The following is a 23,222-nucleotide window of genomic DNA, read 5'->3' as shown; positions in this document are numbered from 1 at the left end:
ACAAATTTATAAAATCAAATTTTGTAAATTTCTTTTTGGTAATACTAAAAATGAATATATATTTGCATCCGCTTATTTAAGCAACTGGTGCCTTAGCTCAGTTGGTAGAGCAAAGGACTGAAAATCCTTGTGTCCCTGGTTCGATTCCTGGAGGCACCACCTTTAAACCCTCGATAACTCAATTTTTTCGGGGGTTTTTTAATTTAGTGTGCTGATTTGTGTGCTAATAAAAAAACCGCTACAATTTATGTAACGGTTTTAACTAATGTGTATTTAAAAAAACAAATCTATGACGCCGTACCAGAGCCTAAATACACACTATTTGATACTTGATTACCTTCAGCAGTAATGAACGCCATAAACAGCTCTACTGTATCTCCTGCATAAGCATCTGGAATAGTAACAACTTCAGAACCTACTGTTCTATCTGAACCACTAAGAATTGAAATTGATTCTTTTTTACTTGGATTGTAAACTAATAACATCGCTTTATCTGTTGCATTAGCATTTCCGCCTGTTGAGTTATCATCCCAACCAAAAGACACTTGTCCTGCTACAGTTAAATCTGTCGTACCATTCACAGCACCTGCTAAATTACCTCTACTTAATAAAGCTAAAGAAAAATCAACTGCGAAGTTGGGTGCAGTCCCTGTAATAGCATTATTTAGCACATAGGACATAGCTGCATTGAACTCTGTCTTACCTACTGCATAAGATTTATATCCCTTTTGGATAAAACTTAAATTCGGTTGAAGGTATTCCAACGTAGCTGAAAATTTATTACGTTGATTTACCTGTCCTTCTGTTCGTGGATTAGCCACGCTTACTGGTTTAGCTCTGATGTAATCAATGTTTTTCCATCTACCACCTACTACGGTTCCTACTTTACCAGAGAAACCTCCTAAAATACCTTGGGCAATTTTTCCCATTTTTATAACAATTTTAAATTAATACTCATTCGGACTTGATACGGACTTGATATAGACTTAAAAACTGTAACTAATATACGTTCATATAACAAAACAAAACGAGTTAAAACGTCAACATACAACAGATTACATCTTTATACACTAATTTACCATCGACTACTTACGGCTTAATTTAATCAAAGTGTTTGCAAATGATAATTTTAGACTTTCAAGCTTAATTATTGCCTCTTTAAGTTCTTATTGTTTTTTATTAATACCTGCCACAATTTCAATACTCTTTTGAATCTCAAAACCACTATTTTCGATGAATTTAGAACCACTTTTAAGTGTGTTTCTGCAATCATTGACTGATATGAAAGGAATAACACTACCTTTTAGATAGTAAGCGTAAAAACCACCTATTTGCAACATCATTGATAAATGGAATAATGTATTTTTTAATTCTTCAGTTGAAATAATGACCACAAAATAATTAGGACAAGGATTAGAAAGCGGTTTTCCGCTGTTAAGTCCTTTGTTCAGAATAAAAAAATGAGGGTTTGAGTAAGTTCTTCCGATTTGGTGTGTTTTCAATTCAAAAGTTGACATAGCTATACAATTTAAAATTGCTCGCTACATTATTTTTTTGAAAAGAAAAAAAGACAGCCATAGTAGTTGTGGCGTGGGTAAGGCTGTCAAGTTTTTTGTGTAAAAGTTTTTTGAGTTAATATGTTTAAATGAGAAATAAAATTTATTGAAAAAAGTTTTATACAAAACCCTTTAGGGCTTGAACTTTATAGCCTTGTGCGGCTGGTAGAGGAAGCCACATATATTTGCTAATTTTTTTTATTTAATACTATAAACATTATGGAAAATCCTTTTGAAATTATTAACGAGAGATTAAAAAACATTGAAAATCTACTTGAAACCATCTATTCTAATATTGGAAGAAGTGAAACTAATATTATCACTTCTAAAATTATGGATATTGAACAATTATCTGATTATTTAGGTTTATCGAAATCACATATTTACAAATTAACGAGTACTCATAATATTCCTCATTCTAAAAGAGGTAAAAGACTTTATTTTGATAAAGAAACTATTAATACTTGGGTGTTAGAGCATAAAATTTGGACACAGGATGACACTGAAAAACAAGTTTCTGATTATTTGATAAAAAAAGGAAAACACTTTTAGGGGAATTAACACTTAAAAAAATAGGTTTTAATCTTTTACTGTGCGTTGGATTAAGCGTTTGTATGGGTATTGGTTTAAATAGTTGTTTGATAAAACAGCATTTAAATTAATACTTATACAGGACTTTTAGACGATAGCTTGTTCCTTTTTTGAGGCACGAGAAAAAGGAATATGCTATGGCGTAGTACTAACTTTCTTAAACCTAATTTTTTATTTCCTATTTCTTGGGTGGCGGGGAAAAGTGGACATTAATATTTGTTAGTGAAATGAAACAAACAAAGACTTGAGGTAAGGAATACTTGGACTTAACGATGGTTTTGTGCAGTTGAATGAGGTAACGAATATTATTTTCAATTATCTTAATCCTTTAATTATTCGACTGCTTAATGTTTGTTCAGAATGTTGTTATATGTACGGAAGTGAGCGTTGGCTGTGCGGATATTTAGCTCGTAATTTTCTATTTTAAATTAATGTACTCGTGAATATCCACAGTTTAATTTTAGTTCTAATTTGTGCGAATGGTGTGTGGATATTTTACATAATGACAGTTATAGCGACGAAAATATAATAAAACGCCGTAGGCAACCATTGAAAAGATTTTTGCCCTATAACTACGCATTATGTAACATAGCTTTGGGTTGGTTTTGTGGCGGAATAGTTGTTTTGAGCTTTGGCAATAGCTCTTTGCTTTTTTATTGTACTAATTTATTAAAATAGATGCATTTAAATAAAACAAGCAATGTGCTATTATAGCGTTGGCTACAACTATTGTGACAGAAAACCAACTATGCGGTGGCGCGCAGAACAACACAAAAGACAGAGGGTTTTTGCATTTTCGCAAAAAACTGGGTTTTGGGTTGTGGGGACTTTATTAATCTAATCTTCAGAATTAATAATACTTCGCACTTCTTCTTCTATATCTAATTTTATAAGCTCCCAAGCTTTGTTGCGATAACAATTAGGTAATAAATCGTCTTCTGCACCTGAAAAGTCTAAACAAGCTTCTAATACTTCTTCTCTTGTTGAACCGTATGGATTACGTTGCAAATAGAAACTTATCATTTCTTCTAAAGTAAAAACATCTAATAACTCATGTATATCCCAAAAATCTTTTTTACGACCTTTAGTGTCATTTGTTATTACTTCAAATTTCATTGCTGCAATTTCTTCGTTTGGTGCTAAACGCACAACACCATCACGTACTATTGGAAATATAAAAGGCTCATTGCTATAATAAATATCTAATTTAAGAGAATTAGTTTCACTTTCTCCAATAAAATAAGACCTACCAAACACAACATCTCCTACAGATGTTAAATATGTATATGGAAATGTCTCATTTAAAATTTCCTCTAAACGATTAAAATCTAGGCTACCATATTCTGCATCGGTAAATAAATCAATGTCTGTAGATTCTCTATGCCCTTGTTGTAAACTTAATGATGTACCACCAACTAAACGAAAATCATTAAACGCTTCGATAGTCATTAGTGTATTTAAAGCTTCCCAAAGAAGGTTTGACACTGTATTTAGATGTAAAGCCATTAGATTTTAAACAAGCTCATGCATTTCTGCATTTGCTTTAAATGTAGATAAACGTGAATTTTTGATAGACTTAGCTACTGTAGATACTGTAGCTTTACCGTAAAACTCAATAATTTCATTAATTTCTATGTTATTACCTCTTTCTAACACTCTTTTAATAACCGCTCGTTTGTTTTTGTTCCAATCGATTTTATCGAAAGTAGTATCCCAAAACAGTACTTTTCTTATATTGTTTAAGTTAGGTTTTTTTATAGGATAATTAGCTAATTTAGTTTTAACCTCATAACCAGCTTGAAGCATCATAAAATAATCTTCTTCTGTATGAAAGTACTCTGCTAGTTTAATGGACAACTCTGGATTAATACCTCTTTTTTGATTAACGATAGCACTAATAGTTTGTTTATGCTCATTTATAGCCATAGCCAATTGCGAGCTTTTAATATTATTACGCTTTATTTCGCGCTGTAATATAAGCCCAGGATGTACTCCTTTTATTTTAGCTATTTTAGGTAACATAGTTTTTGATGTTTGACACAAAGGTATATATAAATAGATTAGTAAACAAAATTGTTTACTTTTTATTAACAGTTGTTACACAGTAATATACAATAGAACCACCAATACTTTTAATTGTTTCAACCACACATTAAAGTACGTATCACTTTACTAACTATTCTTTTCTGTAAAGTCCTGAACTATATCATCAAGTATAAATTTATAAGATGCTATTTTATCACTTAACTTTCTTAGAGAAGTATTAGAATAATAATCAACATCATAGCCAAACGCAGATTCTAATTGAGCGTCTATTTGATTTATTTGCTTTGCTATTGTATTTAACTTTTGTGATAGTTTTTCTATTTCTAGATTATTCAATCCTTTATGTAGCACATTTGTAGTATCAAAAGCAGCCTTAAAGTCTTCTTCATAAAGCACGTATTTATTATCGTCTGTTTTTTTAAAACCAACACTTAAAGCCACTTTAGATGAGCTATTATAATTCTTTAAACCAATTTGAGATTTTGTTATAGATATAGATTGCTCTTCACGCTCTAAGACTTCAAAAACAAAAGGTAATATTGTATTGTTTAAAGCTTTAGTTAAATAGCCTTTACCTCTATATTTTGGTGATATATACCAATGTAAATCATTACACATATCTAAAACAGCACCAATATATTTTGATTTTTTTTTGATAAAGAAAAACCGAAACGGAAGTGTGTCTTTTGTCTTTTGAGACTCCCAAACTTTAGCAAAATCTACATCTTTACCTATTTGATGTTTAAAAATAGTTTTATGATATGTGTTTGCATTTAACTTATTTATAAAAGATTGTATTTGCTTATTTGTCATAAACTAAATTTTACTTACCTAAAGTGTCTACTAAGTTCTTTAACTCATTCATTTCTTCTAATGGTATAAAATCTCCTACTGTTTTATTCATAAAAATACTATTTGCTATTTCAACCTTTTTAAGCATTGGAAGTATATAATTTAAATAATGACCAAAATAAATATGAACATCTGATTTATTTACAGCTAATTTATAACCGCTTTTGCTTGAAGAAGAAACCACTATAACACCTTTAAATCTTAAGTTTTTTATTATGATTCTTAAGTTTTCTACAGAAACTTCTTTTCCCGTATTATGTTTTAAAGCATTTGTTATTTCATAAGTTTGAGTATATCTAAAAGGCATTACTTTTTGATACCAAAGTAAATATTCAATAACATTTTTAATAATAATATCATTTTCATTTTCAAAAATATCTAAAGCATCATTCCTTACAATGTTGTAAATTTCCACATCTACTTTCTTCTTTTCATTAGCAACAAATATTTTATTATCTTCTTTATAAGGAAAAAATGAAACATTGCCTGTAACTGGCTTTAACTTATTAAAAATAGCCTCACTATTATCAGTGATAAATGCAGTATTAAAAACTCTACCATACGAACCAGCAATAATATCTGCTAACTGAATCAATGGTTCATCTTTATCGTCTGAAATATGATATTTTTCAAAAAAGTTATCTTGATAATTTTGAGCTATATAATTTTTTAATTCTATCTGATAATCGTCATTGATAAGATTATCCATGTGAATTTCAAAATCGGTAAAATTATTATTTATTTGTGAAACAAATATTTTCTGAAAGTACTTATAAAAGACCTCTTTAAATCTAAGACCTCCTTTTTCTTTATTTAATTTAGCTTTATCTATAACTAATAAGTATACGATGAAATTTAAATTATTTATTAAATAATCTAAAACTTCTAATCTTGTTTCTTTTTTCTTATTTAATATTTTAGAATTTGATTTTAATATATTGCCTTTAAAGAACTTTTTACTAATCTCATCTCTTACTCTTTTGGCATTTTCTAGTTGAGATTCTTTTACAACTATTGCTGCATAAACAAAATGTGTTATATTTTTAACATCATTATTTTTTAATGTAGATGTACCAAATTCATCGCCAAATATGTAAACCTTTACCATACCTAACTATTTTCTACAATTGCAATTTCATCCTCTGTTAAACCATACAACTCATAAACCATAGCATCAATTTGTTTATCTGTTTGGTTAATTTGGGTTTGTAAGGCTTGTGCTTTTTGTTTGTTGTCTTCAAAGAGGTCTAACCACTCAAACTCATCTTTTTTTGTTAATGTTGGCACAAGCTCAAATGGTGTACATTCTTTTAATTCTCCTTCTTTTTCACCTAAATCTACTAAAGCTGCTTTTTCTCTTAGTTTGTTATTAGCTTTTATAGCTTTGTTAAGCTCTTTTATAAAATCTCCAAATTCTAACTCGTGCCAGTTTTGTAGTTTTTTGGATAGTTTTTCTAGTTGTAATTTTTGCTTGAGGTAGGTTTGAAATTTATCATTGGTTATTTTTAGTTGTTTAACAGCTTCAATTTTTAGATTACCAATACTAATTAATTCATATTGTTCCTTTTGCGGGTTATACGGAAATTCAAGCAATTGAGATCTTTTAACTTTAGGAAAAGTTATTTTATTATCTGAAAAAGTATTCGTGAAATAATAATAAATCAATTTAGAATTAATGATACATAGTAAATACTTTAACTCATGATTTTTGCTTTTTTTATTAATTACATAAGTAGTCTGGTCTGTATAAAAATTAGAACTATCATAACAAGTAACAATTCTTTTTCCTAAAATTTGTCGAGTAACTAATTTTTCCTGCTCAAATATATCCTTAGTTCTAAAAGCTTGATTTGTAAAAAGCTTTTCATTTTCTGCTTTATAATCGATGTACAAACCATCAAATGTATTATAATATTCAAAGATGTTTTTACCTAAAATAAAAGGTTTATGATTTTCATCTTTTTTAAAATTATATAATAAATCTTTACGAACCTTTATTCCATTCTTAACCTCAAAATAATTATCTAATTTTTCAAATTGATTTAGTTTTTTAATAATAGGTATTGCTGAAATATTTATTTTCTCATTTATCAAATAGTCTTGTTCTATGAAAACTTTTTGCTCTATACTTTTTTCTAAAACGAATTCTGAATTATCAATTTTAAAGAAATTTACGAGATTATCATTTTTCTTGTGTGAAATAAGAAATGTCACGGTTTTAACACTAGCCTCCTCAAAAATATCTTTATCACTAGATGCAACTATTTCTAAAGAATAATTATCAATAATAAATTTTCGAAGAGGTTTATCATAGTCATTAGTCAAGAATACTGATGGTGTTATGAATGAAAGTCTACCTGTCGAATTTATCAAATAACAAGATTTTTCAATAAACAACTTATACAAATCCAACTGATAAGATGTTGTAGTATAGCATTTTATATAATGTGTTTTTTCTTCTTCAGAAAACAATTCTCTACTTCTTACATAAGGCGGATTCCCAATAATTACATCAAAACCACCTTTTTCAAACACTTTAGGAAATTGCTCTTTCCAATTAAAGGCTTTATCTCCTGCTACTGCTTTGCTATCAATTAAAGAGTTACCACATTTTATATTACTACTTAAATCGTTTAATTTACGTCTGGGTTGTGCTGTACGTAACCAAAGGGAAAGTTTTGCAATTTCTACAGATTCTTCGTTAAGGTCTACACCGTAAATGTTATTCTCTAAAATAGTATTTTCTATATCTGAAAATTGTAATCCACCACCTAATACTTTAGTCTTTAACTCATCTATATAGCTGTGTTCTTTAATTAAAAAGTCTAAGGCTTGGTTAAGGAATGCACCAGAGCCACAAGCAGGGTCGCAAATGGTAAGTTGCAGTAGCCAATCTCTATAATTATCTAGGATTGTTACTAATTTTGTTATGGTTGCTTTGTTTCTATTCTTTCTACCCTTAAAATATTCTTCTTCTTTAAAGCCTAATTCTGTTTTCTTTTCTTCGCAAAGTTTACCAATGGTATTTTCTACAATGTATTTGGTAATGTATTTAGGTGTGTAGAATACTCCATCTTTTTTACGTTTGGATTTTTGTTTATCGAAGTCTCCACCTTCAATTTCGGCATTAACGCTTTCTATTTCGTTTAATGAGTTTTCAAAAATGTGTCCTAGTATGTTAACGTCTACTTGGCTTTCAAAATCGTAGGCTGCTAATTTACAGGTGTGTTTATATAATAAATCACTATCAATTTCTAAATTATCTAAGGTGTTATCTGTTTTAAATAAACCACCGTTATAAGCGTATATCTCAGCTCTCTTAGATGTTCCTGCTCTTCCTTGGTCTAAGAAGTTAAAGTATTGCTTAAATAGTGTGTATAGCGGTCTGTCGTCGCCAAAGTCTACATCATCTTTCCATTTGTCTAATATTTGCTGTGTACTATTTGCAGGTAGTAAACCTCTATCTTCTGCAAAGAAAATAAACAGGTAACGGTCTATTAGTTTTTGAGATTTTTTAAAGAGGGATAGTTTTACATTTTTTTCTAGACGTTGTAGTTCCTGTTGCTCTTCGTGAGAGCTCTCGACTGCGCTCGAGGTGACAGTTGACGCTTGTGCTTTTAATGTTTTTGCATTTCGTTTTACTAAGTCTCTATATAATTCACGTTTAAATACAGAATAGTCTTTATAGAATTGTTTTGTGATTTGTTCTTCTACAACTACGGATGCTTCTTTTATTTTTAAGGGTACATTATTTATGATGTTATCCTTTTGTAAACATAGATATAATAATGCAAACCGCTCTGGCGATAGTTCAAAGAGATTAAACTCTTCAAACTCTGTAGCATCATTTATATAGAATCTTAGTTTCTCAAAGTTAGAGGTTATAACATACACACAACCTTTTTGATTTGCTTTATAATCGAATGCTTGTTTACGTATACTTTCTAAGTCCTTGGTATTAGTTCCTTTTAATTCTATTACACCAATAGCAATATCATTATGTAATATTGCACCATCGGCTTTACGTGCGTTGTTTTGGTTTTTATACTCTGCTACTAAATTGAAGTCTGCTTTAGGCTTAAGTGTGTAGCCTAATATATTCACAAATAATTCGGTAAGAAATATACCTTGATATTCTTCTTCTTTAGAGCTGCGTATGTTGTCTTGTATCGTAGGATTTAAGAAATACTTTGAATATTTTTTATAAGCTTTAGAAACAAGTTCTTTGTCTTGTAAAGTGATGTGTTGTTTTAATACTGATACTTGGTACAATGCCATTATTAAATTGTTGATTATTTAGGATTTAAATGTATAAATATATATTGATTTAATAATAAGGTTTTCCTCATAATACAATTAGCGTTTATTTAAAACACTATAGGAATATAACCAACGTTGTTAGTTTTATATTACTTGTAGCTATAGGTAATGCTATTGTTGTATTATATATCTACTTATAATGTTTCTATTTTTTTCCTTCTCTTGAAGTATAAATCAGTGTAAATCTTATCAATTAGTTGAATATAGTAGTCTCCATTTAAAAATACTATATTTTGACTTTCGTCTCGATATTTATTACCTTTTTTAGCTGCATATACTTGATTTTTTTGAAGTTTTAGATATTGCTTTTGAACTTCGATTAAACCAAATTTATAAGCTGCCTGTTTTAATCTCACCGCTTTATTTATTGTAATTCCAAAAAAGCTATGAATACTCAAAACTGATACTTCTGCATATTTTTTAGTATCACAGGAAAACGCAATAGACTCACTGGCGCTTCTACTTTTTAGCACGTTGCTACTGCTTTTAAAATGTTTCCTGCAATATGTTTTATATGGTTGTGTGTATATAATTGCTCCTAATGTGGCTCTTATATGTGATATATCTTTAGCTGTAAATGGAACTGCTTTTCTTGATACCCAATTGTAATGTTCTCTAATTTTATCTAATGAAGACAACCTATAGAATTGATAATCTTCATCATAATATAACCATTGTAATTTTTTAAGCTTATTGAAATTAGATTTTACCGTTTTTGTTGTTTTGCATAGTGTAATACTAGCGCAGTCAACGTCATAAGTATTCCAAGTTATTTTACCCGATGGATAGTTCAATTTTAGATAAACAAATAACCTAAAAGGATTTTCTTTATTGTTTTGCACTACCCAATTACACATTTGCAATGGGATATTAACTTTTGGTGCGTTTGCTATTTTTTTTTACTTGGATTGTAATTAGCATCAATTACATTATGAATATCTGAGAGCTTATAGAAAATCTTTGATTTTACTTGTAAGTAAGGTAGAATTCCATCATTACGCCAAGTACTAGCAGTTTTCGCGGTTATTTTGAATAACTGCATAATATCTGCATTATCTAAAATTGTATATTCTGGTGACTGCTTAGTTACAATTGTCTGTTGCTTTATTAAATAATCTAACCGGTCTGTTATCTTTTTAAGACTATCGTTAATTGGGTGTTTGAATGTAGACATAATTAATTATTTTTTAGAGTTAATACTAATTAATGCTTCGTCTAATTCGGTGCGCTTATATCTAATTAGGTTTCCTAATCTGTAAGGTTTTAAGATTCCTTTTTTATTCCAATCTGATAAGGTTACTAATGATACTTTTAAAATTTTAGCAGCTTCGTTTCTAGTAATATATTCAGCTGGCTTTACAGGTTGAAAATGTTTAGTTAAGGCTTTTAGTTCTGTTCTAACATCGTTTAAAATGTTTTCTTTTAATTCGCTTGGTGAGACACCAAATACATGTGTTACTTTACTCTGTTCCATCGTTATGGGTTTTAATGTTCGATGGTGTAAAATTAAATAAGATGTACTTTGACAAACGTACCAGAAGGTACTCGAACGGTTCTAGCTTACTGTTTTTATGTGAGGTATATTAAAACCGTTTTGTTTAAATTTCCTCATTGGTTCTTGTCCTTTTTCTGAATCCGTATTGAGATATTTAGATAATGTACTTTCTGTTGTATTAACATCGAAAGTTTGATTTACTAGTTTTGCAAATTGCGTGTAGTTAATTTCTCCATCTATTTTTAATGGTGCTTCTATATACCCTAAATCTACTAGAGAAGATATAATAAATCCTAATTGTGATGGTTTACCTATCCATTTTAATCTTGATATTGGTTCTGATATTTCCTCTTTCATTGGATTAATATTTATGTTGGATTTTTCTGATTTTGACTCTATAAATTCTGTGATTTTTTTAACCTCTAGCATACAAGCATAGCAATAAAAATCTATTTGAATATCTTCAATTAGGTCTTGCGTTTTAGGCTCTTGGTAGTAACCTGTGTAGCACATAGAAAGTAATTGGTCTAATTCTTTATTAGAGAATTTGGGAAATTCATTAATGTCAACTTCATATTGAGTTATCCATCTATCTATAAAATCCTCTGGAATATCAGCGAAAATAGTTTTACTAACCTTATCCTTTATATATTCAAGGTAATCCTCTTTTTTATCCTTATCAAGTAGTAATAGGTTTTCTGTGATTTCTGATTCTAAATAAGGTCGGTAATGTGTAATTCCGTAATCATAAGCCTGCATAAAAGAAGTGTTTTTAATTACTCTTTCATCTACATTAATTTCTTTACAGAATACATTTAGATACTCATCTTTAAAAGGTTTGGCATTTGGATTCGGTATTTGTGCCTGTTTTTGAGGTTTAATTTTTGGCATTTTAGACTTTAAAAATTCTATGAGCTGGTTAGCATATATGCAACAGAAATAATTTAAGAAATCTGTCTGTACTAAAAACGCTTTGTCTTTTTCTTCAGAAAACGCTTCCATATCATTATAATGTCTATCTAACACTGCAAAGATTGGTGCCCTATAATCTTCATATTCTAAAATAGCATCTATAGTTATATTATATTCTTTAAGCCATTTATTTATATAATTAATACCAGTATCTTTTACATAGTCCTGCTTCTCAATTTCATTTATTAGAAATTCTAAATAAACATCTTGATTTTCAGCCCTGTTCATTAGTTCTTTTAAGACCTGAGACTTGATTTCTAATATAAAATTTTGGAATTTTTTAGCAACACCAAAAGCTGTAGATTTTCTTAAAATATCTTCATCACTTAATAACTCACAAAACTTATCAAAAGAATAACTATCTAGCATTAATATTAATTTTTAAATAGGATTAAACATTAAAAAAACCTCCTTTAACAATGTGTGATGCTCTTTCTTGATTTTTGATTCTAATATACTTATAAAATTCTTTTTCAGTAGTATGGCCAGAAAATAACATAATATCAAATACGCTCATACCTGCTTTATATTTATTGGTACAGAAACTTCTTCTAGCGGTGTGTGACTTGATTAAGTCGTATTTTGGAATCATTTCAGTATTAAGCTTCCCGCCTTTGGTGTATTCGCATTTAATTAAATCATCCCATTCTAACATTTGACCTACTTGTTTAATGTTTTCATTTAGGTTTTGCTCGTGAATCTTTTTTGGTGGTTTTCCGTTATACCTCAAATTCATAATAGATTTTATTTCCTTAGTAATAGGACAATGTACAACTCTACCGTATTTACGGTTTTTCTTCTGCTTAATTTCAAAGAATTGGACGCCATTTATAACAACAATATCTTCTTCTTTAAGTCCATTATAATCACTGATTCGCTGACCTGTATAGCAACCCATTAAAAAAACATCTCTAGCATGTTCTAACTCTGGATATTTTGATAAGTCTTTTTCAAGCATTTGCTGTATCTCTTCATCAGTTAAGTAGATTTCGGTTGTAATTTCCTTTTTAACTTTGAAGTCATTACTCTTAAACTTTTGATTAGCAGAATAACCTTCTGACACCGCATAATTTAAAAACGTTTTTAGGGTTTTTATATGCTTCCCAATAGTGTTTAAAGCGTAACCGTTAGCTTCCATGAACTTAACAAACTTGTTATAGAAACTCATATCAATTGCTTGAAATATCAATCTAGTACTGTAATACTTTTCATACTCTTGTAATCGTTTTTGTGTTTGCTTATATGAGCGTAGCGTAATATTAGAAATTTGACCATCTTTTAAATCAATAAATTGTTGAATAACCTCGAAGAATGTTAGGTTTTTATTGAACTCAACATTAGAATTTATCTTTTTAGTATACACGTCTAAATGATACTTTAAAACATCTTTAGATACCTCTCCTTGCTCTTTTGTTAGTTCTGAATATGTTTTATTGATATACTTTTCTAAACCACTAAGAAAGTCGTTTACTTCGTCTTTATTTGAGATAGACGCTTTGTTTTTTACTCTTTGCTTTTTGAAATCCCAATCCTCATAACAACTTTTATAGCCAGTTGAATATCGAAAACGAGTTGTACCATAAGCAAAATTTAAAATAATTAAACTCTGCTTCTGTTTTTCATTTTGTAATTTTGAATTCGATTCCCTAAATGCAAAACGAGCTGTACCTTTAGAACGTGAAATAGCAGTCATAACGTTGATTTGTTTAACCTAAAGATACGAAATTGTGTGCTTTTTTGTGTGCTTTTTAAGGTTTATTTGTTTAGAACTTGCTTAATTAAATCACAATACAAATATTGAAAAACCTTTATTTTATAGGGTTTTCAAGATGTTTTAGAAAGAAATGAAATGTTTTGAGAAAGATTGTATTGGTGCTGGAGGCACCACCATCAAAAACCCGATTCAATTGAATCGGGTTTTTTGGTTTCAATACGTTTTAACCTTACAGTTTCTTAAAATGATAGTCTTAAATTTCTTTGACTTGGACATCATAGAATTATTACACTATAACATTGATTACTAGGTATTTAATCAAATCGTTTGTCTATTGAATTTAGATGAACCCAACTAAAAAATACAGTGCAGACGTATTGTAAAAAGTATTTTAGTCTTTTAAATAGACACTTTCTGTATAAAATAATATGAGTCAATTAAACAAATACAGTAAAACCGTTACGCAAGATCCAACACAACCTGCTGCGCAAGCTATGTTGCATGCCATTGGATTAACTAAAGAAGATTTTTTTAAACCTATCGTCGGAATTGCAAGTACGGGTTACGAAGGCAATCCATGTAATATGCACCTTAACGAACTTGCAAAACTAGTTAAGCAAGGCACAAAAAATGAGGACGTAGTAGGTCTTATCTTTAACACTATTGGTGTAAGTGATGGTATTTCCATGGGAACACCAGGAATGCGTTATTCCTTACCTTCTCGCGATATCATTGCGGATTCTATGGAAACTGTAGTGCAAGCTATGAGCTATGATGGTTTAGTTACTGTTGTTGGTTGTGACAAAAATATGCCTGGAGCATTAATGGCAATGATTCGTCTAAATCGTCCATCAATTTTAGTTTATGGCGGAACAATAGATTCAGGTTGTCATAATGGACAAAAACTAGATGTCGTATCTGCATTTGAAGCTTGGGGAAGCAAGGTTGCAGGTACTATGACGGAAAACGAATATCAAAACATTGTCGAAAAAGCCTGTCCCGGAGCTGGAGCATGCGGCGGAATGTACACAGCAAATACAATGGCATCTGCTATTGAAGCATTAGGAATGGCATTGCCTTTTAATTCTTCAAACCCGGCATTAAGTGATGCTAAGAAAGACGAATCAATAAGAGCAGGAGAAGCTTTACGAGTATTACTTGAAAAAGACATTAAGCCTTCAGACATCATTACTAGAAAATCTCTCGAAAATGCTGTTAGATTAGTTACTATTCTTGGAGGTTCTACCAATGCAGTTCTACATTTTTTGGCCATTGCCAGAGCTGCTGAAATCGATTTCACATTAAAAGATTTTCAGGATATAAGCGATAATACACCATTCTTGGCAGATTTAAAACCAAGTGGTAAATATTTAATGGAAGATGTACATGCCGTAGGTGGAATTCCTGCAGTATTAAAATATCTTCTTAAAAAGGGACTTATTCATGGAGATTGTTTAACCGTAACAGGAAAAACAATTGCCGAAAACCTATTAGAGGTTAAAGATTTAAAGGAAGGCCAAGACGTCATTAAGCCTATTGAAAAACCTATTAAGATTTCAGGGCATTTAAGAATGCTCTATGGAAATCTAGCCACTGAAGGAAGTGTTGCAAAAATTACCGGAAAAGAAGGTTTAAATTTTAAAGGAAAAGCAAAAGTATTTGAAGGCGAATATACTGCAAATGATGGTATACGAGATGGGAAAGTTGAAAAAGGAGATGTTGTTGTTATTCGTTACGAAGGTCCAAAAGGAGGTCCAGGAATGCCAGAAATGCTCAAACCAACGGCTGCCATTATGGGAGCAGGTTTAGGTAAAGATGTGGCTTTAATTACAGATGGAAGGTTTTCTGGCGGCACACATGGTTTTGTCGTTGGGCATATCACACCAGAAGCACAAGAAGGCGGAACAATCGCCTTTATAGAAGATGGAGATATTATAACAATTGACGCAGAAACCAATACCATTTCTGTTGAAGTTTCTGACGAAGAATTACAAAAAAGAAGACAGCATTGGAAAGCACCAGAATTGAAATTTGAAAGAGGTGTACTTTATAAATATGCAAAAACAGTATCATCAGCATCCAAAGGATGTGTAACTGATGAATTTTAAAAGACAGCGAAGATGAAAGAAACGCTTACCATAGAAAGCCAAACAAAGGACACACAAGTTACTGAACGAATTTCTGGTAGCGAGGCAGTTATCAAATGTTTATTAGCTGAAGGCGTTGATATTCTATATGGGTATCCTGGCGGTGCCATTATGCCAGTTTATGACGAATTATATAAATACCAAGATAAAATTCATCATGTCTTAGCACGTCATGAACAAGGAGCTACTCATGCCGCTCAAGGGTTTGCTCGTATTTCCGGAAGAGTTGGTGTTTGCATTGCAACATCTGGCCCAGGTGCTACAAACCTGATAACAGGAATAGCAGATGCACAAATAGACTCTACACCAATGGTTTGCATTACAGGTCAGGTTGGCTCACATTTATTAGGTAGTGACGCATTTCAGGAAACAGATATTGTAGGTATTTCTACACCTGTCACCAAATGGAATTATCAAATCACCAAAGCTTCTGAGATTCCAGAAATCATAGCAAAAGCATTTTACATCGCTAAAAGCGGTCGTCCTGGTCCAGTTTTAGTAGACATCACAAAAGATGCTCAATTCGAAGCGTTTGATTTTAAGTATAAAAAATGCACAAAAGTAAGAAGCTATAAAGCTGTTCCAGATACAGATACTGAAAAAGTTAAAGAAGCCGCTAAATTAATTAATGCGGCAAAAAAGCCCATGATTGTTTGGGGACAAGGAGTCATTCTTGGAGGAGCAGAAAAAGAATTAACAGCTGTAATTGAAAAAGCCGGAATTCCATCTGCTTGGACAATTCTTGGTGCTTCTGCTGTTCCAACAGCACATCCTTTAAACATTGGTATGGTAGGCATGCATGGTAATTACGCACCAAATAAATTGACAAATGAGTGCGATGTTTTAATCGCAATAGGTATGCGATTTGATGATCGTGTTACAGGTAATTTAGACACCTATGCAAAACAAGCAAAGGTTATTCACTTTGAGATAGATCCTGCTGAAATAGATAAAAACGTCAAAACGGATGTTGCTGTTTTAGGTGATTCTAAGGAAAGCTTAAGTCAGTTATTACCATTATTAAATGAAAATAAACATGTTGAATGGCATCAGAAATTCAAGGATTTATACACTATTGAATATGAGGAAGTTATAAAAAAAGACTTACATCCAACAAAAGAAGGGTTAACTATGGGTGAAGTTTTAAAGGAAATCAATACGCAAACAAAAGGAGAAGCGGCTATCGTTTCAGACGTTGGACAACACCAAATGATAGCATGTCGTTATGCTGAGTTTAAAAACACTAGAAGCAACATTACTTCTGGAGGATTAGGAACTATGGGCTTTGGTCTTCCTGCGGCAATTGGCGCAAAAATGGCAGTTCCTGAACGCCAAGTAATTTCTATTTCTGGCGATGGTGGTTACCAGATGACGATTCAGGAATTAGGTACCATATTTCAGCAAAAGGCAGCTGTAAAAGTGGTCGTATTAAACAACGATTTTCTTGGAATGGTAAGACAATGGCAACAATTATTTTTTGATAAACGCTACGCTTCAACAGAAATGACAAACCCAAATTTTGTGGCGATTGCAGAAGGCTATTATATAAAAGCAAAAAAAGTCACAAAACGTGTAGAATTGGCCGACGCTGTTAAAGAAATGATAGAAAGTAAGGAAGCTTATTTTTTAGAGGTTTGTGTAGAAAAAGAAGATAATGTATTTCCAATGATTCCAACAGGTGCCAGTGTTTCAGATATAAGATTAAAATAAGTATGGAAGAGAAACAAAATTTTACGGTTTCAGTATATACCGAAAACAATGTTGGAATATTGAACCGCTTATCAGCAATATTTTTAAAACGACATATTAATATTGAAAGCATAACCTCTTCAAAATCTGAAATTGAAGATGTACATCGATTCACATTTGTAGTTATCGTATCAAAAACCTTGATAAGGAAAGTTGTTGGTCAGCTAGAAAAGCAAATTGAGGTGATTAGAGCTTTTTATCATACAGAAGATGAAATCATTTATCATGAAACAGCTTTATTTAAAATATCTTCAAAGCATTTATATGATGAGTCCATTCAGAATAAAATGAAATTTAGACGTGCACATGTTATAGCTATAACAGAAAACTATTTTGTCATTGAAGCTTCTGGTTTTAAGGAAGATATAGATAACATGTACGAAAAATTAAAGCCTTATGGATTGTTGCAATTTGTGCGTTCCGGACGCATTGCCATAACGCGACCAAAAATGGCTATTTCAGAATTATTACAAGAATTTAATTAAAAGACTAATAAAATCATGTCAAATTATTTTAACACATTACCATTAAGAGAACAATTAGAGCAGTTAGGAAAGTGTCGTTTTATGGATGCTTCAGAATTTGAAGATGGTGTAAATGCCTTAAAAGGAAAGAAAATTGTAATTGTTGGTTGTGGTGCACAAGGGCTTAACCAAGGATTAAATATGAGAGATTCGGGCTTAGATATTTCTTATACCTTACGTCAGGTTGCCATAGATCAACAGCGTGATTCATACAAAAATGCAACATCTAATGGTTTTGCTGTTGGTACTTATGAAGAATTAATTCCTACGGCAGATTTAGTCTTAAACTTAACACCAGACAAGCAGCACACCAATGTTGTAAAAGCGGTAATGCCACTGATGAAAAAAGGAGCGACATTAAGCTATTCTCATGGTTTTAATATAGTAGAAGAAGGCACAGAGATTCGAGAAGATATAACCGTAATCATGGTAGCACCAAAATGCCCAGGAACTGAAGTTAGAGAAGAGTATAAAAGAGGATTTGGTGTGCCGACGTTAACAGCAGTACACCCAGAGAATGATCCTGAAGGTAAAGGCTGGGCACAAGCAAAAGCTTATGCTGTTGCAACAGGAGGACATCGTGCTGGTGTTTTAGAGTCATCATTCATTGCAGAGGTGAAATCTGATTTAATGGGAGAACAAACCATTCTATGCGGTTTACTCCAGACTGGAGCAATTCTATCATTTGATAAAATGGTAGAAGAAGGGATCGAACCAGCTTATGCTGCTAAATTAATTCAGTTTGGTTGGGAAACAATTACTGAAGCTTTAAAGCATGGTGGTATTACCAACATGATGGATCGATTATCAAATCCAGCAAAAATAAAAGCTTTCGAATTATCAGAAGAACTTAAAGATATAATGCGTCCATTATTTGAAAAACATATGGATGATATTATTTCAGGTCATTTTTCAACTACCATGATGGAAGATTGGGCTAATGATGATGTAAATTTATTGAAATGGCGTGAAGCAACTGGTGAAACTGCTTTTGAAAAAACGGCTCTCACAACAGATCATATTTCAGAACAAGAATATTTTGATCATGGTACATTACTAGTGGCTTTCGTAAAATCTGGTGTTGAATTAGCCTTCGAAACTATGGTTAGCGCAGGTATAATTGAAGATTCTGCATACTACGAATCACTACATGAATTACCATTGATTGCTAATACAATTGCACGTAAGAAACTATTTGAAATGAATCGAGTAATTTCTGACACTGCGGAGTATGGTTGCTATTTATTTGACCATGCCTGTAAACCATTATTGACTGATTTCATGAAAAAGTTTGACACTGATATCATAGGAAAGTCATATTCTGATACTAATAGTGTTGACAATATAGAACTCATTACTGTGAACGATGCAATTAGAAAACACCCAATTGAAGCAGTAGGTCAACGTTTACGAGCTGCAATGACAGCTATGAAAGTTATAAAATCAGATGTAAAAACTAAAGATTCTGTTTTAGCATAATAAGTTCTTATTATTCTGAAATCGATTCAGAATCTAAGTAAACATGAAAGAAACCACAACGATATATAGGCCAACTTTAAAGGCAATTGAAGCTGCTGCTGAGAAATTAAAAGGCATTGCATCGCTTACACCTTTGACTAAAAACGGACGCTATTCGAAGCATTTTGGCGCAAATATATATTTTAAAAGAGAGGATTTACAAGAAGTCCGTTCTTACAAAATACGTGGTGCTTATAATAAGATCTCATCATTAAGTGCTTCTCAAACTGAAAATGAAATTGTTTGTGCCAGTGCAGGAAATCATGCGCAAGGTGTAGCTCTTTCCTGCAAACTTTTAAAAATAAAAGGCACTATCTATATGCCTTCACCAACACCTAATCAGAAAATTGAGCAGGTGAAAATGTTTGGTGAAGATTACATTGATGTGGTTTTAGTAGGTGATTCTTTTGATGATGCCTACCATGCAGCGAAAGAAGAATCTGAAGCTCTCAATAAAACGTTTATTCATCCTTTTAATGACGAAAAAGTTATTGAGGGCCAAGCGACTGTAGGATTAGAAATTATAGATCAGGCAAAAGATCATCCTATTCACTACGTTTTTGTTCCTGTTGGTGGTGGCGGTCTTGCGGCAGGATTATCAACAGTTTTCAAACTCTTGTCACCACAAACGAAAATTATTAGTGTAGAACCAAACGGTGCTTCTGCGATGTTAAACTCTATTAGAAATAATAGAAATATTACGCTAAACACCATAGACAACTTTGTTGATGGTGCAGCTGTAAAACGTGTTGGTGATTTAAATTTTGCAATTTGTAAAGAGACCTTGCATCGTGTTGTTGAAGTCGATGAAGGCAAGATTTGTCAGACTATATTAGACTTATATAATAAAGACGCAATTGTTGTTGAACCTGCAGGAGCGTTGAGTCTTTCAGCTTTAGAACAATTCTCTGAAGAAATAAAAGGTAAGAACGTAGTTTGTGTTATTAGTGGAAGTAATAATGATATTACACGTACTGCAGAAATAAAAGAACGTGCTTTAGTACACGCCAATTTAAAACACTATTTCATAGTTAAATTCCCACAGCGCGCGGGAGCTTTAAGGGATTTTGTTGTAGATATTTTGGGACCTACAGACGATATAACACATTTTGAATACACCAAAAAAACTAATCGCGAAAATGGTGCCGCAGTTGTAGGTTTACAATTAAAATCACCAAACGATTTAGCACCACTAATAACCAAAATGAAGCTTCATAATTTTTATGGTGAATACCTCAATGACAAGCCTGACTTATTTCAATTTTTAGTTTAAACTTTAATTATATGAAAATTGCAATAACTGGTACTGAAAATCTAGGTTTAGCATTAGCCAAAGGACTATTAATTAACAATGTTGCTTCTTTGCTCTAATTAACTAAAAGACACATCAATTCTTTAGAAGGTGTAAAAGAGAATAAAAAGGTCATAATCACCAGTGATAATACTCAAGCCCTCAAAGATTCTGATGTTATAATTTTTGCTGTACAGCCTAACCATTTGGCTGCTGTATTAAGAAAAAACAAAACGTATATAAGACCAGGTCACACATTAATATCAACGATTACAGGGTTTTCTTTAGATAAAATAGAAACTATAATTAGCAAAGAGCATTCCGTTATTAGAGCAATGCCCAATACTGCCATTGCTGTTGGCAAATCTATGACCTATATCCGAAGTAATCAAAAAGCACAATTAAAATTAAATATTGCACATAAAATTTTTAATCTACTTGGAGCAACATTAGTAATACCAGAACATCAGACGCAGGCCGCAACCGTTGTTTGCGTCAGTGGTATTGCTTTTTGGATGCGTATGATAAGAGCAACAACACAAGCAGCAATTCAGCTAGGATTTGATTCTAAAGAAGCACAAAATTAGCAATGTATACTGCTGAAGGTGCCGCAAACCTTTTAATTACCAATGGAAACCACCCTGAACAAGAAATAGAAAAGTAACAACTCCTAAGGGCTGTACCATTGAAGGACTAAACGAAATGGAACACCAAGGCTTAAGTTCTTCTCTTATAAAGAGTATGGTTGCTTCATTTGAAAAAATTGAAGGAATAAAGAAATAGTCTTAGGTTTCTACAAAAACAATTTAGGAAAAAAAGCATTCTCAAAGTGAACGTATTTATATTTTATGTTTGAATGACAGAAAAGAGACATTCCTGAAATAAAAAAAGCACATGTTTTCAGATGCTTTTATATTCAACCCTAACAATAGAGACTATCCCTTAGAATTATAAAGTAGTAGCAGTATTTATTATATTATTATAGTCCTACTAAATCACCATCAGCGTTTTTAGTTGCTAAATCAGATTTACCCATTAAGTAAATATCTACTTGACGTGCTGCTTCTCTTCCTTCAGAAATCGCCCAAACAATTAAGGATTGTCCGCGCCGCATGTCACCTGCAGTAAAAATATTTGGAATATTAGTCTGATACTTTCCATAGCTCGCTTTATAGTTAGAACGTGCATCTTTATCAATTCCTAATTTATCAGCCAACGTAGATTCTGGACCAGTAAAACCTAAAGCTAATAATGCTAAATCACATGGCCAAGTTTTTTCAGTACCTGCAATTTCTATTAATTTAGGTCGCTCACTAGGAATCATTTCCCACTCTACATTAACCGTCTTTAGAGCGGTAAGTTTCCCTTTACTATTGGTTACAAATTCCTTAGTATTTATAAGCCAGTTTCTTTCCACACCTTCTTTATGAGAAGACGATATCTTTAATTGCAGCGGCCAATATGGCCAAGGAGTTGTTGGTGATCTGTGTCCTGGTGGTTTTGGCATAATTTCAAAATTAACAACAGATTTAGCACCTTGACGATTTGACGTACCAATACAATCCGAACCTGTATCACCACCACCAATAACAATCACATGTTTATCAGTGGCTAATACCTGATCCTTTATGTCCTGTCCAAAAACAACTTTGGTTTGTTGGGTTAGAAAATCCATTGCCTGCACTACTCCATTAGCATCTATTCCAGGCGTTGGCAAACTTCTTCTTTCTGTAGCTCCACCACAAAGTACGGTTGCATTAAAAGCTTTTAAATCTTCAACATCATAATTAACTCCGACATTAACGTTGGTTTTAAATACAATGCCTTCTGCTTCTAAAATAGCCAAGCGACGATCTATAATACCTTTTTCCATTTTAAAATTCGGAATACCATAGCGTAGTAATCCGCCAATAGCATCATCGCGTTCAAAAACAGTAACCGTATGACCTGCTCTATTTAATTGTTGTGCTGCAGCTAAACCTGCTGGCCCTGAACCTACAATCGCAATTGTTTTTCCTGTTCTGGTTTTTGGTGGTTGTGGTTTTATCCAACCTTCTTTAAAAGCGCGTTCAACAATATTCTTTTCAATATTTTCTATAGAAACCGGATCTTCAATGATACCTAATACACATGCTTGTTCACAAGGTGCAGGACATAAACGACCAGTAAACTCAGGAAAATTATTAGTAGAATGCAATATCCAAGAGGCCTTTTGCCATTCGCTTTGGTGTACCATATGATTAAAATCTGGAATTAAATTTCCTAATGGACAACCACTATGGCAAAACGGAATTCCACAATCCATACAACGTGAACCTTGTTCTTTAAGGTCTTTCTCCTTTAAAGGCACTGTAAATTCTTTATAATGCTTTACACGATCCTTTACTGGCTTGTATGCTTCATCTTTTCTTTCGAACTCTTTAAAACCTGTTACTTTTCCCATAATC

Annotated in this window: 19 protein-coding genes, 1 tRNA gene and 1 pseudogene; 8 read left to right on the top strand and 13 right to left on the bottom strand. The window is 31.9% G+C overall.

Features of this window, described 5'->3' with window-relative positions; genetic code table 11:
• Positions 1-86 precede the first annotated feature (86 nt).
• Positions 87-159, top strand: a tRNA-Phe gene (locus ACTG3Y_RS07320).
• 128 nt (positions 160-287) lie between these two features.
• On the opposite strand, the gene ACTG3Y_RS07315 is transcribed toward ACTG3Y_RS07320, so the two are convergent.
• Positions 288-929, bottom strand: a complete 642-nt coding sequence (locus tag ACTG3Y_RS07315) for a DUF6266 family protein (protein WP_439152272.1) — start codon at positions 927-929, stop codon at positions 288-290.
• Between the two features lie 237 nt (positions 930-1,166).
• The gene (locus ACTG3Y_RS07310; protein WP_439152271.1) at positions 1,167-1,517 is read right to left on the bottom strand and encodes a DUF6943 family protein; all 351 of its coding nucleotides are present in this window, start codon (positions 1,515-1,517) and stop codon (positions 1,167-1,169) included.
• A gap of 258 nt (positions 1,518-1,775) precedes the next feature.
• On the opposite strand from ACTG3Y_RS07310, the gene ACTG3Y_RS07305 reads away from it, so the two are divergent.
• A complete protein-coding gene (locus tag ACTG3Y_RS07305) occupies positions 1,776-2,108 on the top strand; it encodes a helix-turn-helix domain-containing protein (protein ID WP_439152270.1) in 333 nt (110 codons plus the stop codon).
• 876 nt (positions 2,109-2,984) lie between these two features.
• Here the strand turns inward: ACTG3Y_RS07305 and ACTG3Y_RS07300 are convergent.
• From ACTG3Y_RS07300 to ACTG3Y_RS07255, 10 genes are all read right to left on the bottom strand, one after another.
• Positions 2,985-3,653, bottom strand: a complete 669-nt coding sequence (locus ACTG3Y_RS07300) for a nucleotidyl transferase AbiEii/AbiGii toxin family protein (protein WP_439152269.1) — start codon at positions 3,651-3,653, stop codon at positions 2,985-2,987.
• 6 nt (positions 3,654-3,659) lie between these two features.
• Positions 3,660-4,169: a HigA family addiction module antitoxin gene (locus tag ACTG3Y_RS07295; protein WP_439152268.1), complete on the bottom strand. Its 510-nt coding sequence runs from the start codon at positions 4,167-4,169 to the stop codon at positions 3,660-3,662.
• 150 nt (positions 4,170-4,319) lie between these two features.
• Positions 4,320-5,006: a hypothetical protein gene (locus ACTG3Y_RS07290; RefSeq protein ID WP_439152267.1), complete on the bottom strand. Its 687-nt coding sequence runs from the start codon at positions 5,004-5,006 to the stop codon at positions 4,320-4,322.
• 10 nt (positions 5,007-5,016) lie between these two features.
• Positions 5,017-6,153 carry a DUF3800 domain-containing protein gene (locus ACTG3Y_RS07285; protein ID WP_439152266.1) on the bottom strand — a complete coding sequence of 379 codons (1,137 nt, stop codon included), beginning with the start codon at positions 6,151-6,153 and terminating at the stop codon, positions 5,017-5,019.
• A 2-nt stretch (positions 6,154-6,155) separates the two neighbouring features.
• Positions 6,156-9,323, bottom strand: a complete 3,168-nt coding sequence (locus ACTG3Y_RS07280; RefSeq protein ID WP_439152265.1) for an Eco57I restriction-modification methylase domain-containing protein — start codon at positions 9,321-9,323, stop codon at positions 6,156-6,158.
• A 176-nt stretch (positions 9,324-9,499) separates the two neighbouring features.
• A complete protein-coding gene (locus ACTG3Y_RS07275) occupies positions 9,500-10,159 on the bottom strand; it encodes a hypothetical protein (protein WP_439152264.1) in 660 nt (219 codons plus the stop codon).
• 95 nt (positions 10,160-10,254) lie between these two features.
• Complete coding sequence (locus ACTG3Y_RS07270) at positions 10,255-10,539, bottom strand: helix-turn-helix domain-containing protein (protein WP_439152263.1); 285 nt, start codon at positions 10,537-10,539, stop codon at positions 10,255-10,257.
• Between the two features lie 6 nt (positions 10,540-10,545).
• A complete protein-coding gene (locus ACTG3Y_RS07265; RefSeq protein WP_439152262.1) occupies positions 10,546-10,839 on the bottom strand; it encodes a helix-turn-helix domain-containing protein in 294 nt (97 codons plus the stop codon).
• Positions 10,840-10,920: 81 nt separating this feature from the next.
• Entirely contained in the window at positions 10,921-12,201 is a 1,281-nt protein-coding gene (locus tag ACTG3Y_RS07260; RefSeq protein ID WP_439152261.1) for a hypothetical protein, read from the bottom strand.
• Positions 12,202-12,223: 22 nt separating this feature from the next.
• A complete protein-coding gene (locus ACTG3Y_RS07255) occupies positions 12,224-13,525 on the bottom strand; it encodes a tyrosine-type recombinase/integrase (protein ID WP_439152260.1) in 1,302 nt (433 codons plus the stop codon).
• Positions 13,526-13,974: 449 nt separating this feature from the next.
• Here ACTG3Y_RS07255 and ilvD point away from each other — a divergent pair, with 449 nt between their 5' ends.
• The 6 genes and pseudogenes from ilvD (at position 13,975) to ACTG3Y_RS07225 (ending at position 21,558) form a co-directional block, all read left to right on the top strand.
• The gene (gene ilvD / locus ACTG3Y_RS07250) at positions 13,975-15,654 is read left to right on the top strand and encodes a dihydroxy-acid dehydratase (protein WP_439152259.1); all 1,680 of its coding nucleotides are present in this window, start codon (positions 13,975-13,977) and stop codon (positions 15,652-15,654) included.
• A gap of 12 nt (positions 15,655-15,666) precedes the next feature.
• A complete protein-coding gene (gene ilvB / locus ACTG3Y_RS07245) occupies positions 15,667-17,403 on the top strand; it encodes a biosynthetic-type acetolactate synthase large subunit (protein WP_439152258.1) in 1,737 nt (578 codons plus the stop codon).
• Positions 17,404-17,405: 2 nt separating this feature from the next.
• Entirely contained in the window at positions 17,406-17,927 is a 522-nt protein-coding gene (ilvN, locus tag ACTG3Y_RS07240; protein ID WP_439152257.1) for an acetolactate synthase small subunit, read from the top strand.
• A 15-nt stretch (positions 17,928-17,942) separates the two neighbouring features.
• Positions 17,943-19,445 carry a ketol-acid reductoisomerase gene (gene ilvC, locus ACTG3Y_RS07235; RefSeq protein ID WP_439152256.1) on the top strand — a complete coding sequence of 501 codons (1,503 nt, stop codon included), beginning with the start codon at positions 17,943-17,945 and terminating at the stop codon, positions 19,443-19,445.
• Between the two features lie 43 nt (positions 19,446-19,488).
• On the top strand, positions 19,489-20,757 hold the full coding sequence (ilvA, locus tag ACTG3Y_RS07230) for a threonine ammonia-lyase (RefSeq protein WP_439152255.1): 1,269 nt from the start codon (positions 19,489-19,491) through the stop codon (positions 20,755-20,757).
• Between the two features lie 11 nt (positions 20,758-20,768).
• Positions 20,769-21,558: pseudogene (locus ACTG3Y_RS07225) on the top strand (pyrroline-5-carboxylate reductase family protein).
• 196 nt (positions 21,559-21,754) lie between these two features.
• On the opposite strand, the gene ACTG3Y_RS07220 reads toward ACTG3Y_RS07225, so the two are convergent.
• On the bottom strand, positions 21,755-23,218 hold the full coding sequence (locus ACTG3Y_RS07220) for a glutamate synthase subunit beta (RefSeq protein WP_439152254.1): 1,464 nt from the start codon (positions 23,216-23,218) through the stop codon (positions 21,755-21,757).
• Positions 23,219-23,222: the final 4 nt, after the last annotated feature.

Origin of the sequence: Winogradskyella sp. (genome assembly GCF_965656915.1) — a bacterium.
Lineage (GTDB): Bacteria > Bacteroidota > Bacteroidia > Flavobacteriales > Flavobacteriaceae > Winogradskyella.
This window is presented reverse-complemented; position numbering and strand designations above follow the sequence as displayed.

Bases quoted from the DNA above. Each gene is read 5' to 3' on its own strand.
- ACTG3Y_RS07315 (WP_439152272.1), bottom strand. From the start codon at position 929: ATGGGAAAAATTGCCCAAGGTATTTTAGGAGGTTTCTCTGGTAAAGTA.
- ACTG3Y_RS07310 (WP_439152271.1), bottom strand. From the start codon at position 1,517: ATGTCAACTTTTGAATTGAAAACACACCAAATCGGAAGAACTTACTCA.
- ACTG3Y_RS07305 (WP_439152270.1), top strand. From the start codon at position 1,776: ATGGAAAATCCTTTTGAAATTATTAACGAGAGATTAAAAAACATTGAA.
- ACTG3Y_RS07300 (WP_439152269.1), bottom strand. From the start codon at position 3,653: ATGGCTTTACATCTAAATACAGTGTCAAACCTTCTTTGGGAAGCTTTA.
- ACTG3Y_RS07295 (WP_439152268.1), bottom strand. From the start codon at position 4,169: ATGTTACCTAAAATAGCTAAAATAAAAGGAGTACATCCTGGGCTTATA.
- ACTG3Y_RS07290 (WP_439152267.1), bottom strand. From the start codon at position 5,006: ATGACAAATAAGCAAATACAATCTTTTATAAATAAGTTAAATGCAAAC.
- ACTG3Y_RS07285 (WP_439152266.1), bottom strand. From the start codon at position 6,153: ATGGTAAAGGTTTACATATTTGGCGATGAATTTGGTACATCTACATTA.
- ACTG3Y_RS07280 (WP_439152265.1), bottom strand. From the start codon at position 9,323: ATGGCATTGTACCAAGTATCAGTATTAAAACAACACATCACTTTACAA.
- ACTG3Y_RS07270 (WP_439152263.1), bottom strand. From the start codon at position 10,539: ATGTCTACATTCAAACACCCAATTAACGATAGTCTTAAAAAGATAACA.
- ACTG3Y_RS07265 (WP_439152262.1), bottom strand. From the start codon at position 10,839: ATGGAACAGAGTAAAGTAACACATGTATTTGGTGTCTCACCAAGCGAA.
- ACTG3Y_RS07260 (WP_439152261.1), bottom strand. From the start codon at position 12,201: ATGCTAGATAGTTATTCTTTTGATAAGTTTTGTGAGTTATTAAGTGAT.
- ACTG3Y_RS07255 (WP_439152260.1), bottom strand. From the start codon at position 13,525: ATGACTGCTATTTCACGTTCTAAAGGTACAGCTCGTTTTGCATTTAGG.
- ilvD (WP_439152259.1), top strand. From the start codon at position 13,975: ATGAGTCAATTAAACAAATACAGTAAAACCGTTACGCAAGATCCAACA.
- ilvB (WP_439152258.1), top strand. From the start codon at position 15,667: ATGAAAGAAACGCTTACCATAGAAAGCCAAACAAAGGACACACAAGTT.
- ilvN (WP_439152257.1), top strand. From the start codon at position 17,406: ATGGAAGAGAAACAAAATTTTACGGTTTCAGTATATACCGAAAACAAT.
- ilvC (WP_439152256.1), top strand. From the start codon at position 17,943: ATGTCAAATTATTTTAACACATTACCATTAAGAGAACAATTAGAGCAG.
- ilvA (WP_439152255.1), top strand. From the start codon at position 19,489: ATGAAAGAAACCACAACGATATATAGGCCAACTTTAAAGGCAATTGAA.
- ACTG3Y_RS07220 (WP_439152254.1), bottom strand. From the start codon at position 23,218: ATGGGAAAAGTAACAGGTTTTAAAGAGTTCGAAAGAAAAGATGAAGCA.